Source organism: Luteibacter jiangsuensis, assembly GCF_011742555.1.
GTDB classification, from domain to species: Bacteria; Pseudomonadota; Gammaproteobacteria; order Xanthomonadales; family Rhodanobacteraceae; genus Luteibacter; species Luteibacter jiangsuensis.
This window is the reverse complement of sequence record NZ_JAAQQR010000003.1, coordinates 288,695-303,210: the sequence shown is the minus strand read 5'-3', so window position 1 is coordinate 303,210 and position 14,516 is coordinate 288,695. Positions and strand designations below refer to the sequence as shown.

Sequence of the window (14,516 nt, the reverse complement as noted above, 5' to 3'; positions counted from 1 at the left end):
CATGAACGTATTCGACAAGCACGCTTCCGCTGCCATCGACGACGCGCAGCTGCTGCGCGACGAAGCCCAGTACAGCTCCTTCGGCGACACCGTGCATTACGTGGACCCGCCGAAGATCTTCCGCCGCTGCGAAGGCAGCTGGATGTACGACACGGCGGACGTGCCCTTCCTCGACCTGCAGATGTGGTATTCCGCGGTCAATTTCGGTTACGGCAATCAGCGCCTGAACGATACGCTGAAGCGCCAGATCGACGTGCTGCCGCAGGTGGCCAGCCAGTACCTCCACGAGGGCCGCATCCAGCTCGCCAAGACCATTGCGCAAGACGTGGAAAGCAAGTTCGGGCGCAAGGGCCGCGTGCATTTCAACGTGGGCGGCGCGCAGGCCATCGAGGACTCGCTGAAGCTCGTCCGCAATGCGTCCAACGGCAAGAGCCTGATGTTCGCGTTCGAGGGCGGCTACCACGGCCGCACCCTGGGCGCCTCGTCCATCACCTCCAGTTACCGCTATCGCCGCCGCTTCGGCCACTTCGGCGAGCGCGCGATGTTCATTCCGTTCCCGTACCCGTTCCGCCGCCCGAAGGGCATGACGGCCGAGGAATACTCGGACGCCTGCGTGCGCCAGTTCGCGCGTCTGTTCGAGACCGAATACAACGGCGTGTGGGACCCGAAGGTGAACCAGGCGGAATATGCCGCGTTCTACGTGGAGCCGATCCAGGGCACTGGCGGCTACGTGATCCCGCCCATGAACTTCTTCCGTGACCTGAAGAATGTGCTGGACCAGTACGGCATCCTCATGGTGGTGGACGAGATCCAGATGGGCTTCTGGCGCACCGGCAAGCTCTGGTCGATCGAACATTTCGGCGTGACGCCCGACGTGCTCGTGTTCGGCAAGGCGCTCACCAACGGCCTCAATCCGCTGTCCGGCCTCTGGGCGCGCGAGGAACTGATCAATCCCGTGGTGTTCCCCCCGGGTTCCACGCACTCCACGTTCAACTCGAACCCGCTCGGTACGGCCGTGGGCCTGGAAGTCATCCGCATGGGCTACGAGCTGGACTACGAGACCAGCGTGCCGGCCAAGGGCGCCCATTTCCTCGATGGCCTGCGCGACCTGCAGAAGCGCCACAAGGAAATCGGCGACGTGGACGGCCTCGGTCTGGCGCTCCGTGCCGAGATCTGCACCGAGGACGGGTTCACGCCGAACAAGGCCCTGCTCGACCGCATGGTGGATATCGGCCTGGCCGGTGATCTCGAGCACAACGGCAAGAAGATTGGCCTCGTGCTGGATGTGGGCGGTTGGTACAAGAACGTGATCACGCTTGCGCCGTCGCTCGACATCACGCACGAGGAAATCGACTTGGCAATCGCCCTGCTCGACCAGCTGCTGACGCGCGCAAAGCGTGCCTGAAGCCGAGCGCGTCCACCGGAGGATGCACCATGAACGTCTCGCCACTCGCCGACCATGTCGGCGAACAGATCATAGCCATCGTGGCCCAGCAGACCCACGTGGAACCCGCATCGCTCGTTCCGGAGGCCACGCTCAAGGATTTAGGCATATCGTCCCTGGACGCCATCGAACTGATCTTCGAACTCGAGGAGCACTTCGACATACACTTTCCCGATGAGGGTGCGAACTTCGAGTCCGATTCCGTCGGACACCTGATAAGCGCCGTGCAGGCCGCACTGGCGGCGCGGCCGGACGGTACCGGGGCGGCGGTGTGAGTCCTGGTGCGCAAAGCGTCGTCGTCACCGGCATGGGTGCCGTCAGCCCGTTCGGCGAGGGCGCGGGCCCCCTGTGGCGGAACCTTCGGGAAGGGCGCAGCGCCATCGGACCGCTGCGTCACGCACAGGCCAGCCAGCTGCGGGTGAAGGTCGCGGCGCAGGTGCCGGAAAGCTTCGATCCGTCGATGTGGTTCGACGAGCGCGTTCTGCCCATGCTCGACCGAACCTCCCAGTTCGCCATGGTCGCCGCGCGTGAAGCCATTGCACAGTCGGGCATCGATTTCGGGTCGAACGGTATCGGGTCGCGCACGGCGGTGGTGATCGGTACGGGTGCGGGTGGCGAGACATCGCACGACGAGCAGTCGCAGCGACTCTACGCGGAACATGCGCCGAGGGTGCACCCGCTCACCATCGTGCGCATGATGGCGAATGCGCCGGCAAGCCAGATCAGCATCGCGCACGGCCTGCGCGGCCCCGCCTTCGGCGTGGCCAGCGCCTGCGCTTCGTCCAACCATGCGATAGCGCAGGCCGCCTTGCTGATTCGCGCGGGCCTTGCCGACGTGGCGATCGCCGGCGGCACGGAATCGTGCTTCACGTATGCCGCCCTCCGGGCATGGGAGGCGATGCGCGTACTTTCCGACGATACCTGCCGCCCCTTCAGCGCCAACCGCCGGGGCCTGGTACTCGGCGAAGGCGCCGGGGTCTTCGTGCTCGAATCCGCGGAACACGCGCACGCACGGGGCGCCGTGCCGTTGGCCGCGCTCGCCGGGGTGGGCATGAGTGCCGACGCCGGCGATATCGTGGCGCCGACCCCAGCCGGCGCCGCCGCGGCCATCACCCAAGCGCTGTCGGAGGCTCGGCTCAACGTCGAAGACATCGACTACATCAATGCCCACGGCACCGGCACGCAGGCAAATGACGTCAGCGAAACTCGCGCCATCCACCAGGTGTTCGGGTCGCACGCGCGACACCTCGCCGTGTCGTCCACCAAGTCGATGCACGGTCACGCGCTCGGGGCATCCGGTGCGCTGGAACTGGTCGCCGTGCTTGGTGCCATGACCGAAGGCGTCGTACCGCCTACCGCCAACCTCGACCAACCCGACCCCGCGTGCGACCTCGATTACGTGCCGCACACCGCGCGCGATTGGCCGGTTCGCGCGGCGCTGAGTCACTCCTTTGCGTTCGGCGGACTGAACGCCGTACTCGCATTGAAACGGATCTGAGTATTACAGCCATGCCGTTCTGCACCGCCCTGGAGCCCGTGTCGCTCGTCGAACACTTCCTGGAACATCCGCCCGAAGGGTTCACGGCCGGTCGCTCCGCGTCCGGCATGCCAACCTTCCACACGCGCTTCGACATACTCACCACGGCCGACGAAGCCTTGCGCCGGCGGATCACGTCGCTGCCGCTGTATCGCCTGTGGGGGCGTCTGCTCCAGTGGCGCGTGCGCTTCGCCGGCTGCACGGTCACCGAGTACGCACCCGTACCAGTGCGTCCCGCGGCGGACGAACTGGTGGCTGAACTGCTGGAAGCGCATGGCCGCGAGTGCCCGCTGCTTATCGTCAAGGACCTGGCTGTCGACTCGCCGCTGCTGAATGCCTCCGCGAACGCGAAGACGGGTGCCTTCGCAGCGGCCCTGGCCGCGCGCGGCTTCGTCATCCTCGAAGGCATGCCGCTGGCCTGGGTGCCGATCGACTTCGACTCCGTCGACGAGTACATCGCCCGGCTGTCGTCGAGCCGGCGTAAAGATGTCCGGCGCAAGCTGAAGGCACGGGACCGCGTGCAGGTGGAGGCATTGGCCACGGGCTCCGCGTACTTCGACGACGACGATGCGATCGACGAATGCTACGCGCTCTATCGCAACGTGCATGCGCAGAGCGAGATCCACTTCGATCTCCTCAGCAAGGCCTTCTTCACGGCCGTACTGCGCGACGCGCACAGCAACGGCGTCGTCTTCATGTACCGAAGCGCCGACGGTCTGATCGGCTGGAACCTCTGCTACGAATACGGCGGTATGCTGATCGACAAGTACATCGGTTTCGCCTACCCGCAGGCACGCGAGCACAACCTCTACGCCGTGAGCTGGATGCACAACCTGGAATATGCGCGCCAGCGCGGCTTGAGCCACTACGTAGCCGGATGGACGGACCCGGAAGTGAAGACGCGGCTCGGCGCGCGGCTCAGCTATACGCGACACGCCGTATACCTTCGCAACCCGGTGACAAGGATGCTGCTGCGCCGGTTCGCGCGTCACTTCGAAGGCGAGCCGTTGGCCAACGGTCGTGTGGGTGTCTGCGCATGAACCGCGTCACGGTCCTGGACATCGATCACTCGGTCATCCCGCCCGCCGAAAGTCTCGTGGTGCCGCTGGGCCATTGGCAGGAAGCCCTGCGCTTCGGTTGTTCGCTGCGTACCCTCAGGCGCTTCGAACTCGTGCTGGCGGAGCTCCCCCTGCGCGGCCCTGTACTGCTCGGCAGTGGCGACTTCCACCACCTCAGCTGGCCCCTGATCGCGCTGGTACCGGGCAGTGAAACGTTCCAGGTCGTCGTGCTCGACAACCATCCGGACAACATGCTGTTCCCGTTCGGCGTGCATTGCGGTTCGTGGGTGCGGCGGGTGGCCATGGTGCCCAGGGTCGCCCATGTGCACGTGCTGGGCATCACTTCCGGGGACATCGGCGCGGCCCACGCCTGGGAGAACTATCGCGCGCCGCTGCGCGACGGGCGGCTGACATACTGGAGCGTGGGCGTCGACGTTTCGTGGGCGGCCCGCTCCGGACTCGGCCACGCGTTCCGGGGGTTCGACAGCGCGGCGGCACTGATCGAGGCGTTCCGCGAATACCAGGCCCACCGCCCGCTACCGGCCTACCTTTCCATCGACAAGGATGTGTTCGCCGAAGACGTGGCCCGCACGAACTGGGACCAGGGCGTGTTCCGGCTCGAAGACGCACTCGCCATCATCGACAGCCTGCGCAGCGGGCTCGTGGGCAGCGACATCACCGGCGAGGTGTCCCACTACCGCTATCGCAGCCTGTGGAAACGCCTGCTCTCGGCCAGGGACGCACAGCCGCCTGTGGACACGGAGAAGCTGGCGTTGTGGCAGGCGCAACAGCAGCGGCTCAACGAGCGCCTGCTTGCGGCGATCGCGCAGCGCACGGAGACGTATCCGGCGTTTCAGCCTGCGTAAGGGCACGCTCGATCGCCTTGGCCACCCGCTCGAAGGTCGCTTCGTCCAGCCATGCGCTGTTGCTCAACGTAGCCGTGCATTGCGCGAACGTGCGCGCATGAGGTGTCGGCACCCGGGGCACGCGATCGGCGAGGTAGGTGTAGTCGGTCAATGCATGCACGAACAGCCGGCTGACACCGACACCGGCGCACCACAGGTCTCCCAGCACCACGTTGCAGCGTGCGGCGTCGGGAAAACGCAGCAGCAGGAAGGGCCAGCTTCCCTCGCTGCCTTCGCGCGGCAACAGCACCTCCAGGCCCTCGATCCGCCGCAGGCGGTCGATGCGCCGGGCCGCCCTCGCGCGGCGTTCGGCGAGGAAGCCGGGCCAGCGCGCTGCCGCCTTCGCCCCCACACCCTGGCGCCAGGTGCCCACGCGATGCATGGGAATGCGTGCGGGAAAGTCGTCCCCGACCGCAGCAACGGTGTCACCGCGCCGCAAGCGTCGCTTCAACGGCATGCCGTACGCGACGGTCAGGCCCACCGGACGATAGAGGGCCGCCAGACCGAGCAGTTCCAGGCTGCGCCGCCATTCCCAACGGCGGTCGTACGGCAGCATCGCCTCATGCGTGCGGCGCATCGCATCGCGAAGCGTCTCGTCCCGCGACACCAGAAGGCCACCTTCGTAGATCGACAAACCTTTGCCAGCCGCCAGGCTGAAGAAGCCGATGTCGCCGCGCAATCCGACGCTGTGCCCATGGTCGAGCGCGCCCAACGCCTGTGCGGCGTCTTCGATCACCCACGCACCCACGCGCCGGGCAATACGGCTTGCCGCATCCACATCGGCGACGAGCCCGGCGAGGTGCGTGGGCACCACTGCGAGCGTTTCTTCGTTGCAGATGGCGGACAGCTCGGTTTCGTCCATGTCGAAGTGGCCCGCGCGCGTATCGCAAAGTCGCAAGCGCAAACCCAGCGCGTGCACCGCGATCGCCACGAGGGGGCATGTGTACGCGGGCACCACCACGTCGCGGCGCTGTGGCGCGCGTTCGGATAGCGTGCGCAAGGCCACCATGAACGCGGCCGTGCCGGAGCAGGTCAACAGCAGGGGGGGCGTGCCGAGCTGCGCGGCGAGCGTCCCCGTCAGGTCGCTGGAGCCCGGCAGCAGATCGGCAAGACGGAGCGGCAGGCCATCGGTCGGGGGAACCTCGCGAAACGGTTGCCTGCGCATGGCACTCATCCGGCCGGGCCGGGCGCAACCACCAGCGTCTCCCGCTCCGCGGCGGCAAGGCACAGGATGCCGGCCACGATCGTGGCCGCGCCGAGTACGCGCGGCAAGGTCAACGGCTCGTGCAGCAACCACGCGGAAAGCAGCATCACGCTCACCACTTCCAGATGCGACGCCGCGAAGGCCGGGCCGATGGGTGCGTGGCGCAGCAAGGTCATCCAGGTGAAGAAGGCGCCGATGTAGCCGGCGACGGCCCCGTAGACCCACGGCTGCGCGAACACGCGCGCCAGCCAGGCGGCGTCCGCCGTCACCGGCAGCGCATGGCTGCCGGCCAGCTTGAACGACAGCTGCGCAAGCGTGTCGAACGCCATCAGCAGCAGGAATCCGAACAGGTAGAAGCGCCTCATCCGCCTGCCCCCACGATCGCGACGCCCAGGCTCACCAGCCCGATGCCGACGACGCGAAGCCCGGTGAGCTTCTCGCCAAACAGCCACCGGCCCGCGAGCATGATCGCCACGATGTTGATGGAACCCAGCAGCACGCCATCGGACAGCGGCACCAGCGAAAGGAAGGCGATCCACACGAGGAATTCGACCCCGTAGCAGCCGATGCCGAGCCAGATCCAGGGGCGCATGGCCATGGCGCGCCAATGCGCCAGACCTCCATCTTCCTCCGTCCCGCTTGCGGCGGCCTTGAATGCAAGCTGCCCCACCGTGTCGAACGCCACGTTGGCGATCCAGAGACCGAGAATCAGGGGCGTCATGATCGTCAGCCCGCCATCGCGGAAAGCGTCTGCGCGGGGGCAATCGTGTCGAAGAACCGCGCGGAGCGGTCGATCAGGGTGCGCCGTTGCTTGTCGATCGTGATCATGTGGTAGCTGTCGTCGAGCAGCAGCAACTCCGCGGGTGCGTTCACCTCGCGCAGCACCAGTTCGGCATTGCGCACGCTGGCGATGTCGTCGTTGCTCGCGTGCGCCACCAGGCAGGGTGAGGTCACGTCACGCAGTTGCCGGCGCACCTGTGCCGACAGCAGGTAAAGGTCGGCCAGGGAATGCCAGGGATTGCCGAGCAGCCCGGCCATCGTGCTGTCGCCGCTGCGCATCGCCGCGCTCACCTGTTCGCGAAGGCGCTCGTCGCGCAAGCCGTAGGGCGGCTGTTCGAGGAAGGCGCGGTTACGTCCGATGCCGAGACGCTTGAACATGGGCAGCAGAAACGAGAGGTTCGCCGTCCAGGGCACGCTCCAACCGTCGTAGCGAAAGGTGGCACCGTAGACGCCCACGCCGGCGATCTGCCCCGGGCGGTCGGCCGCCAGTTTCAGAGCGAGCAGCGCGCCCATCGAAAGGCCACCCACGAACAGCGTGTCGACCTTCGTCAGCATCGCGTCGGCCGCGCGCTGCACGCTGGCGTACCAGTCGCGCCAGCCGGTGGCCAGCAGGTCTTCCACGTCGCCGCAGTGGCCGGCCAGCTGCATGCCGTGGACGGTGAAGCCGGCCTTGTTCAGTCCCTTGCCGAGCATCCGCATTTCCGTAGGGGTGCCGGTCAGTCCATGGATCAGCAGGACGCCCCTGCTGTCGCCTTCGAGAAAGAATTCGGCTTGGCGGATCACGCGGCTACCTCGAATGGGATGTCACAAGGCTCGCACGCAGCCGTTTCATTCGCCTTTCGCATGAATCCGCGAATCCCCGGGGCCGAAGCGCACCATCACTCGCTCGCCCACGCGTGGCGTCAGCCCGCCGTCCAGGGCCAGCACGCACTCCACCGTGCGGCTATTGGCACGTACCTGGGGATCGTCCTCGAGGGAGGAAGGTCCCACTACCGTGCCGACGCGCAGCACACGAGCCGGCCACGGGTCGGTGTCCGCCGAGGCGTCCGCCGTCACGAGCGCCGACATGCCGGGATGTACCGCGTCGGCGTAGGCCTCGCTCAGCTCGGCGCGCACGATCCTCGCTGTGCGCGGCAGCAACACGAACAAGGGGCCGCCCTGCGGCGAGACGCTCGCGCCCGGCTGGGCGGTCACACGCAGCACGTCCGCATCCATCGGGGAACGTAACGTGCGGCGTGCAAGCTCGAAGCGTGCGGCGGCGAGCTTCTGCCCGGCGCCTGCGACCTCCGCACGCATGGCGGTCTGCTGCGCGGCGAGTTCGGTCGCCAACGCGCGCGCCTCGTCGGCGCTGTGGCCGTCGCCGGCACCGGCCCGCTCCGCCGCGGCGAGGCGCCCCGCACGCTCTTTCGCCGTGGCCAGCTTGTCGCCGAGGAGCTTCAGCTGCGCCTGCACCTGGTCCAGTTCCGCCTGTGCCGCCGCGACGGCAAGCGTGCCCGGCTCCAGATCCAGCGACGCCAGCGGCTGGCCGCGCCGCACGTGGTCGCCTTCATGCACGTTCACTTCCGCAAGGGTGCCCTCGCGGGGCATGCCCAGGCTCAGCAGGCCGCCTTCCACGTCGACGCGGCCACGGGCCACGGCCGCATAGGAAGGAGCAGGCGCCTGCGTTGGCGGAGTCTTGTCGTGATGGCTGTCGCAGCCCGCAAGGAGGGTCGTCGCAAACGCAAGCGCGGCCGCGTGGCGAAAGATGGAATGCGTCATGGAACCAGACCTTCCGTCGGGACACCTGGCGTGGTTTCGCGCCGGTCGTTGAGGATCCGTCCGTCCTCCATCGACAACACGCGGTCGGCGTGCCCGATGAGGCGCGGATCGTGGCTTACGCACAGCACGGTGGTGCCATGCACCCTGGCGATACGGTGCAGCATGTCGATGACGATCTGCCCGCTGGCGGCGTCGAGTGCGCTCGTCGGCTCGTCGGCGAACAGCAGGGCCGGCTCTTTCGACAACGCGCGAGCGATCGCCACGCGCTGCTTCTCGCCACCGGAAAGCTCCGCCGGCCTCAATGCCATGCGATGCGCGAGCCCCACTTCTTCGAGCGAACGCGCCGCGCGCTCGCGCGCCTCGCGCCGAGGGACGCCCAGGTAGTGCAGCGGCAACTCCACCTGCTCGCGCGCGGTCAGCGCGGGAAAAAGATTGAAGCCCTGGAAAACGAAACCGGTGTGCAGCAACCGGAAGCGCTCCAGGGCCCTCGGATCCAGATCGTCCAGCCGCTGGTCCAGCGCGAACACACGGCCGGTGTCCACCCTCTGCAAGCCGCTGAGGATGGCGAGCAACGTACTCTTGCCGCAGCCGGACGGCCCGGAGATCAAGGTCAATTCGCCCGCCCGCACCGATAGCGACAAACCGTCGAGCACCGGCGTGCGCACCTTGCCGGACATGAATGCCTTGCCGATGTCTTCGGCCCGAAGTGTCACGCGGGTGGCGGAGGTGGTGGGCATCATCGCAGCAGACTCGCCGGATCGGCGTGGCGAAGGCTGCGAATCGCCGCGAGCCCGGAAACCGTGGTGAGTCCCATCGTCAACACCGCGCACGCGAGCGCGACCGGCACGTCCAGCACCACCGGCACATCCTGTCCCCGCGCGAGGGCGAGCAACGCGGCGCCAAACACACTGGCGCAGAGCAGCCCGCACACACCGACCCAGGTTGCCTGCTCCAGCACCACCCAGCGGAGGGCCCGCATACCCACGCCCAGGGCGTTGAGCGTGGCGTATTCGCGCACCGAACCGGCCACGGCGGCTACCAGGGTCTGGCTGGTGATGATCGCCCCCACCACGAACACGACGCCCGCGAGAAAGAGCACTCCGGCGCCCGCGCCGGTGTCCAGCATCCAGTAGAGCACCGAGCGGCGAGCGAAGGCGGAAGCGGTCCACACCTCGTAGCGGTCGAACCCGCGGGCTCCGGAGATTCGCCGCGCCACCGCGTCGGCCGCGGCGGGGTCGTGCAGCCGGGCAACGAGGTAGGTCGGGCGGTCGCGATCGGCGGGGTCCGTATCGAGCACGCGAGCGGTATCCAACGAGGCGACGACATTCACGCCGCCGAGCGCACGCAAGCCGCTGCTCGCGCCCACGACACGTACCCGATAGCTGTTGATCGTGGCGCTGTCTCCCACCCTGACGCCGAGCTTGTCCATATCGGCCTGGTCGACGATCACGGCATCGGGCTCTCGCAACCGCATGCGCAATGCGGGCGGCAGTACACGCGCGAACACGAGCCCGTCGGGACGCGGGTCGACGCCCGAGACGTACACCGATTCGCCGCCCGTGCCCGACTGGCCGCGCCAGTCGGCGTCGACCCAGAGGAAGGGTTCGACGCGCTCGACCGCGGGATCCATGAGCAGGCGCCCCTCCACGTTCGGGTCGATGGACCGCCCCAGGCTGACGCTTTGCGTACCTGGATAGCCCACCCAGAGGTCCGCCGCCGAGCCCGTGACGTAAATGCTCGCGCTGCTGAAGATGCCCAGCACCAGGGCAGCCTGCAACAGCTGCAACAGGCCCGCGAAGCCCACCGCGAGGATCGCCGGCAGAAAGCGGCGCCATTCGTGCACGAGCGTCTTGCGCGCCAGGGCGACCATCAGTGCCGGTCCTCCGTGGTCGCGCTATCCACGGATGGGAGCGGTGCGCCGCCAAGTGCCTTGAACAGCGACACGAACGCGAGATCACGTCCGGCCTGTGCCTGCACGAGCGCCAGCGATGCCTCGTCGTGTGCGATGGCGCTTTCGATCTCCTCGTCCGCACCGGCGAGATGTAACGCGGCACGTTTCGCCACCGCGCTGTCGGCGTGCGCGAGCGCCACCGTCGCTTCGGTGCACTGCCGTTCCTGCTCGCCTTGCCGTTGCAGGCGTCCGAGCGCGGTTTCCACGTCGGCCACGCCTTCCAGCACCGATTGCCGGTACGCCAGCACACTCGCCTGCAATTCGTGCCGCTTCGCATCCTCCTGTGCCGCCCGCATGCCCCAGTCGAACAGCGGAATGTCGATCAGCGGGCCGATGGAAGCAACCGGGCTGGCTCCCCCACCACGGCTCGACTGCAAGCTGGCCGACCAGGTCAGCGAGCCGCCGATGGCAACGCGCGGATAGCGATCGGCGTGAGCGATGCCGGCGGCACCGGCGGCGCGCAACACATCGGCCTCGGCATGCCTGATTTCCGGCCGCGAACGGAGCAGGTCGGCAGGAGCGGCTTGCAGGCTCCATGCACCCAGCGTGGGAAGCGGCCCAGTAGTCATCCAGGCCGGGTCCGGCTCCGCCGTGCCGAGCAGGACGGCCAGGCGCTGTGCGTTCGCGTCCATCGTCTCGCGCGGTTCGAGCATGGCCGCGTCCGCCTGCGCGAGCGCGGCGACGGCCCTTTGCACGCTTTCCGCGCCTGCGAGCCGCAGGCGCTCGCGAACCTGCACCAGATCGAGTTGGTGCTGGCGGGCATCGCGTATCTGCTGCAACCATTGCAACTGTTGCTGCGCGGCGCGCAGTTGCAGCCAGTCGCGCACCACCTCGGCCACAAGGGAAACCCTGGCGCCCTGGAGATCCGCCGCCGCCGCATCGAGATCGCCCTGGGCAGCGCGGCGCAAGGCCGTGCCACGGCCGAAGAGATCCAGCTCCCAGACAGCGTCGAATCCGGCCACGAAATACGAGGCCCTGGCATCCGGGGCGTCCACGTCCTCGGTTTTCGCGTGCAGCTGCGGCAGGAGGGCCGAACTGGCCACGCCATGCAGCGCCCGCGCCGCGCGCACGCGTTCCGCCGCCTGCGCCACATCGAGGTTGTTGGCCAGCGCGCGATCCACCAGCGCGTCCAGGGAGGGGTCGGCGAAGCTGTGCCACCAGCCGCGAAGGTCGACGGGCGCGCCTGCGGGAGCGTCGGCCACGGGGTGCCGCCACTCGCCGGGAACGGGTGCGTGGAGATCGGGCAGTGGCTGGCTGGCGCAACCGGCCAAGCCTGCCCCGACCAGCAGGGCGAAGACCAGGTATCTGGCCATGGGGTGAATGCCGCCGCAAGAACGTGGGTCGCAAGATTGTGGCGGGCCTACCTTTCAGAATGGTTCCGGCTACCCTGAGGCCATGCAACCCGAAGACCTGCAAAGCCTCGTCACTACCGCGATGCCCTATGGGAAATACAAGGGACGCCTTATCGCGGACCTTCCGGGCGCGTACCTGGCCTGGTACGCGCGCAAGGGCTTCCCGCCCGGCCGCCTCGGCAGCCTGCTCGCGCTCGCACTGGAACTCGATCACAACGGCCTGAAGCGGCTGCTCGACCCCTTGCGGCCGAAGTAGCCCCACGCGAAATCTCCATTGCCCGATCGGCAAGGATCGCGCCGCAAATCAGCATATGGCCGATACGCCCCGCACGCCCGCACAGCGACGCTGACGGCGGGCGGATGGCGTCGTGTCGGCCAGCCACCGTCCGGACGGAACCGTCCCGAACGGCCGCGCATCCATGACATCGAGGAAGTCCTCATGAAGAGCACCAGCAAAGCACTGCTCGTCGGTTTGATCGTCCTTTCCGGCAGCGCCAGCGCCGTGGCGAAGAACGGCGATCCCGTTCCCGGAACGTATCTCATGGCACGCAGCGGCGCCGCCAACACAGACAAGAACTACGAGGGCGAAGACGAGGACATCACCGGCAAGCTGCAACAGGTGTCGGCGCTGTGCAAGGACATCAAGCCGAAGGACGTGGACGCCGACAGCGTGAAGAAATTCGTGCAGAGCGACAAGACGCGAAAGTGGGGAGACGGCCCCACGTGGTGGATCGCGCGCGTGTCCACGGCCACCGGTCTCGGCGCCAAGGTGGTCGAGGACGCCCAGCCGGGCAACCCCAACCACTGCCTCATCAGTGGATTGAAGGTGTCGCAGATCAAGGGTATCTGGACGGAATCCCCCGAGCCCTGATGTCTAATCTGTCCCAGGGGGCACGCCGGGCCTGCCCAGCCAACCGAGGGCCCGGCGCATCCATACGCCCACCGGGTTCGGGTTCCATGTAAGCGTGGCCACGCTTTCCGCCGGCATGGTGTACTCGAAGCGCGTCTGTCCCTGCGCCACGGAGACGGTACGCGCCTCTTTCCGGATGTTCACCATGACCAGAACGACGGAGTCGTCGGACACATTCTGGAAGGCGACATTGGCGATGCCCTTGTCGGCGTCGGTGTCGGTAGATCGCACCCGGAAAGCACCCGGCAACACGAATCGGCTGAAGTGGGCCAATGCATAGTATTCGTCCGTGCGGGTCACCTCGCCGGACACCGAATCGATGGTGATCACGCCATTGCACAGGGTGCACCCGCCGAAGTGCGGGCCGTGGTTCTCGTCGAGGGCAAGGTTCCAGTAGATCACCCCTCGCGCCCACTGACGCATGCCGGTCACCAGCAGGTTGCGTGCCGCCCAGAGCAGTTCGCCATTCATGTTCAACGACCAGTCGCCACCGGAGCACTCGGTGATATAGGCGTCCTTGTCGGGATGCTCGCGGTGCACGCGCCCCTGTGCGTGCTGGCTTCCCTCATAGCAATGCCAGGCCACGCCGTCGACGTAAGGCGCGGCGGCAGGGTCGCCGAGCACCGCCAGCGGCTGTTCGGGATGGCTCCAGTTGTGGTCCCAGTCGAGGATGCGCGTCCGCTGCTTGCGCTTCGCGAGTTTGGGCCCGAGGTAGTTCGCGATGATGCGCGCCCGTGTCGCCGCGCCCATGAGCATGCCCGGATAACTGATCGGCGAAAACGCCGGCTCGTTCTGCAAGGTGAGCGCGAAGATGGGAATGCCGTGACTGCGATAGGTGTCGACGTACTTGATGAGGTAGTCCGCGAATGCGCTCTCGTACTCGGGCAGCAGTTCGCCGCCGATCAGGTTCTGGCTGTCCTTCATCCAGGCGGGTGCGCTCCACGGCGATGCGACGATGAGAAGGCCGGGGTTTACCGCCAGCACGTCCCGCACCGTCGGAATCAGGTCACGCAGGTTGGCCGCGACGTTGAAGTAGCGCAGTTCCTGGTCCGATTCCCCGAAGGGAATGTCGTCGAGGGTGTAGAGGTTCAACGAGAAGTCCGACGCGCCGATGGTCAGGCGCATCATGTTGAAATTGAGACCGGGCGGCGGCCCGTACAACTCACGAAGGAGGGCCTGTCGGTGCGACTCGTCGAGCCGGTTGCGGATCAGCCACGCCGAAGCATCCGTCATCGCCGCCCCGAAGCCGGTGACGGTCTGGTACCTGGCGTCGACATCGATGGCGATGTCGACGGGCGCATCGCCCCGTGCGGCCATCGCCAGGTGTGGCTGCGGCGCCAGCCGGAGCTTGCCGCCCGTGGTGCTCAGCCAGACCTCCACCACGGGCATGATGGGCGCGACGTCGGCCGCTTGCGCGGCCGCCAACCGTTCCTGCTCGTAACGCGGCGCGCTGAGGGCCGCCAGCGTCAGTAGCGACATCAGCGCAATGAAAACGGCCGCAACCCTTTCGGAACTCCGTTCCAGCTCATCCATGGCGGCGACCGTCCCTGCCGCATGCGTTGTGGTTCGACGAAGTCACGAAGCGTCGGAATGCCTATGTCTGGCCGGATGGACCGG

At 67.3% G+C, this 14,516-nt stretch carries 16 protein-coding genes; 7 read left to right on the top strand and 9 right to left on the bottom strand.

Features of this window, described 5'->3' with window-relative positions:
* Position 1 precedes the first annotated feature (1 nt).
* The 5 genes from HBF26_RS08165 to HBF26_RS08145 are packed head-to-tail and all read left to right on the top strand — an operon-like array spanning position 2 to position 4,905.
* Positions 2–1,405, top strand: a complete 1,404-nt coding sequence (locus HBF26_RS08165) for an aspartate aminotransferase family protein (protein WP_167124900.1) — start codon at positions 2–4, stop codon at positions 1,403–1,405.
* 29 nt (positions 1,406–1,434) lie between these two features.
* Positions 1,435–1,719, top strand: coding sequence for an acyl carrier protein (locus HBF26_RS08160; protein WP_167124898.1), 285 nt, complete (start codon positions 1,435–1,437; stop codon positions 1,717–1,719).
* The gene (locus HBF26_RS08155; RefSeq protein ID WP_338039645.1) at positions 1,716–2,942 is read left to right on the top strand and encodes a beta-ketoacyl-[acyl-carrier-protein] synthase family protein; all 1,227 of its coding nucleotides are present in this window, start codon (positions 1,716–1,718) and stop codon (positions 2,940–2,942) included. Before HBF26_RS08160 ends, HBF26_RS08155 begins: the two co-directional genes overlap by 4 nt.
* 11 nt (positions 2,943–2,953) lie before the next feature.
* Positions 2,954–4,021, top strand: a complete 1,068-nt coding sequence (locus tag HBF26_RS08150) for a peptidogalycan biosysnthesis protein (protein ID WP_167124896.1) — start codon at positions 2,954–2,956, stop codon at positions 4,019–4,021.
* A complete protein-coding gene (locus HBF26_RS08145; RefSeq protein ID WP_167124894.1) occupies positions 4,018–4,905 on the top strand; it encodes an arginase family protein in 888 nt (295 codons plus the stop codon). The genes HBF26_RS08150 and HBF26_RS08145 overlap by 4 nt, the downstream gene beginning before the upstream one ends.
* Here the strand turns inward: HBF26_RS08145 and HBF26_RS08140 are convergent.
* Genes HBF26_RS08140 through HBF26_RS08105 form a run of 8 tightly spaced genes read right to left on the bottom strand, consistent with a single transcriptional unit; the run spans position 4,838 to position 11,950 of the window.
* The gene (locus HBF26_RS08140; RefSeq protein WP_167124892.1) at positions 4,838–6,118 is read right to left on the bottom strand and encodes a DegT/DnrJ/EryC1/StrS family aminotransferase; all 1,281 of its coding nucleotides are present in this window, start codon (positions 6,116–6,118) and stop codon (positions 4,838–4,840) included. The genes HBF26_RS08145 and HBF26_RS08140 overlap by 68 nt on opposite strands.
* Positions 6,115–6,513, bottom strand: coding sequence for a DMT family transporter (locus tag HBF26_RS08135; protein ID WP_167124890.1), 399 nt, complete (start codon positions 6,511–6,513; stop codon positions 6,115–6,117). The genes HBF26_RS08140 and HBF26_RS08135 overlap by 4 nt, the downstream gene beginning before the upstream one ends.
* A complete protein-coding gene (locus HBF26_RS08130) occupies positions 6,510–6,869 on the bottom strand; it encodes a DMT family transporter (protein WP_167124888.1) in 360 nt (119 codons plus the stop codon). The genes HBF26_RS08135 and HBF26_RS08130 overlap by 4 nt, the downstream gene beginning before the upstream one ends.
* A gap of 5 nt (positions 6,870–6,874) precedes the next feature.
* The gene (locus HBF26_RS08125; RefSeq protein ID WP_167124885.1) at positions 6,875–7,711 is read right to left on the bottom strand and encodes an alpha/beta fold hydrolase; all 837 of its coding nucleotides are present in this window, start codon (positions 7,709–7,711) and stop codon (positions 6,875–6,877) included.
* Between the two features lie 45 nt (positions 7,712–7,756).
* Complete coding sequence (locus tag HBF26_RS08120; RefSeq protein ID WP_167124883.1) at positions 7,757–8,686, bottom strand: HlyD family secretion protein; 930 nt, start codon at positions 8,684–8,686, stop codon at positions 7,757–7,759.
* Positions 8,683–9,423 carry an ABC transporter ATP-binding protein gene (locus tag HBF26_RS08115; RefSeq protein WP_205287619.1) on the bottom strand — a complete coding sequence of 247 codons (741 nt, stop codon included), beginning with the start codon at positions 9,421–9,423 and terminating at the stop codon, positions 8,683–8,685. The genes HBF26_RS08120 and HBF26_RS08115 overlap by 4 nt, the downstream gene beginning before the upstream one ends.
* Entirely contained in the window at positions 9,423–10,556 is a 1,134-nt protein-coding gene (locus HBF26_RS08110) for an ABC transporter permease (protein ID WP_167124879.1), read from the bottom strand. Before HBF26_RS08110 ends, HBF26_RS08115 begins: the two co-directional genes overlap by 1 nt.
* Positions 10,556–11,950, bottom strand: a complete 1,395-nt coding sequence (locus HBF26_RS08105; protein ID WP_167124877.1) for an efflux transporter outer membrane subunit — start codon at positions 11,948–11,950, stop codon at positions 10,556–10,558. The genes HBF26_RS08110 and HBF26_RS08105 overlap by 1 nt, the downstream gene beginning before the upstream one ends.
* A gap of 82 nt (positions 11,951–12,032) precedes the next feature.
* Here HBF26_RS08105 and HBF26_RS08100 point away from each other — a divergent pair, with 82 nt between their 5' ends.
* Together HBF26_RS08100 and HBF26_RS08095 are read left to right on the top strand one after the other, a co-directional pair.
* Positions 12,033–12,245, top strand: coding sequence for a DUF3820 family protein (locus HBF26_RS08100; RefSeq protein ID WP_167028962.1), 213 nt, complete (start codon positions 12,033–12,035; stop codon positions 12,243–12,245).
* 183 nt (positions 12,246–12,428) lie between these two features.
* Complete coding sequence (locus tag HBF26_RS08095) at positions 12,429–12,860, top strand: hypothetical protein (RefSeq protein WP_167124875.1); 432 nt, start codon at positions 12,429–12,431, stop codon at positions 12,858–12,860.
* Between the two features lie 3 nt (positions 12,861–12,863).
* On the opposite strand, the gene HBF26_RS08090 is transcribed toward HBF26_RS08095, so the two are convergent.
* Positions 12,864–14,432, bottom strand: coding sequence for a glycoside hydrolase family 30 protein (locus tag HBF26_RS08090; protein ID WP_167124873.1), 1,569 nt, complete (start codon positions 14,430–14,432; stop codon positions 12,864–12,866).
* Between the last annotated feature and the right edge of the window lie 84 nt (positions 14,433–14,516).

Bases quoted from the DNA above. Each gene is read 5' to 3' on its own strand.
- HBF26_RS08120 (WP_167124883.1), bottom strand. From the start codon at position 8,686: ATGACGCATTCCATCTTTCGCCACGCGGCCGCGCTTGCGTTTGCGACG.
- HBF26_RS08100 (WP_167028962.1), top strand. From the start codon at position 12,033: ATGCAACCCGAAGACCTGCAAAGCCTCGTCACTACCGCGATGCCCTAT.
- HBF26_RS08150 (WP_167124896.1), top strand. From the start codon at position 2,954: ATGCCGTTCTGCACCGCCCTGGAGCCCGTGTCGCTCGTCGAACACTTC.
- HBF26_RS08110 (WP_167124879.1), bottom strand. From the start codon at position 10,556: ATGGTCGCCCTGGCGCGCAAGACGCTCGTGCACGAATGGCGCCGCTTT.
- HBF26_RS08090 (WP_167124873.1), bottom strand. From the start codon at position 14,432: ATGGATGAGCTGGAACGGAGTTCCGAAAGGGTTGCGGCCGTTTTCATT.
- HBF26_RS08115 (WP_205287619.1), bottom strand. From the start codon at position 9,423: ATGCCCACCACCTCCGCCACCCGCGTGACACTTCGGGCCGAAGACATC.
- HBF26_RS08105 (WP_167124877.1), bottom strand. From the start codon at position 11,950: ATGGCCAGATACCTGGTCTTCGCCCTGCTGGTCGGGGCAGGCTTGGCC.
- HBF26_RS08135 (WP_167124890.1), bottom strand. From the start codon at position 6,513: ATGAGGCGCTTCTACCTGTTCGGATTCCTGCTGCTGATGGCGTTCGAC.
- HBF26_RS08130 (WP_167124888.1), bottom strand. From the start codon at position 6,869: ATGACGCCCCTGATTCTCGGTCTCTGGATCGCCAACGTGGCGTTCGAC.
- HBF26_RS08145 (WP_167124894.1), top strand. From the start codon at position 4,018: ATGAACCGCGTCACGGTCCTGGACATCGATCACTCGGTCATCCCGCCC.
- HBF26_RS08160 (WP_167124898.1), top strand. From the start codon at position 1,435: ATGAACGTCTCGCCACTCGCCGACCATGTCGGCGAACAGATCATAGCC.
- HBF26_RS08165 (WP_167124900.1), top strand. From the start codon at position 2: ATGAACGTATTCGACAAGCACGCTTCCGCTGCCATCGACGACGCGCAG.
- HBF26_RS08140 (WP_167124892.1), bottom strand. From the start codon at position 6,118: ATGAGTGCCATGCGCAGGCAACCGTTTCGCGAGGTTCCCCCGACCGAT.
- HBF26_RS08095 (WP_167124875.1), top strand. From the start codon at position 12,429: ATGAAGAGCACCAGCAAAGCACTGCTCGTCGGTTTGATCGTCCTTTCC.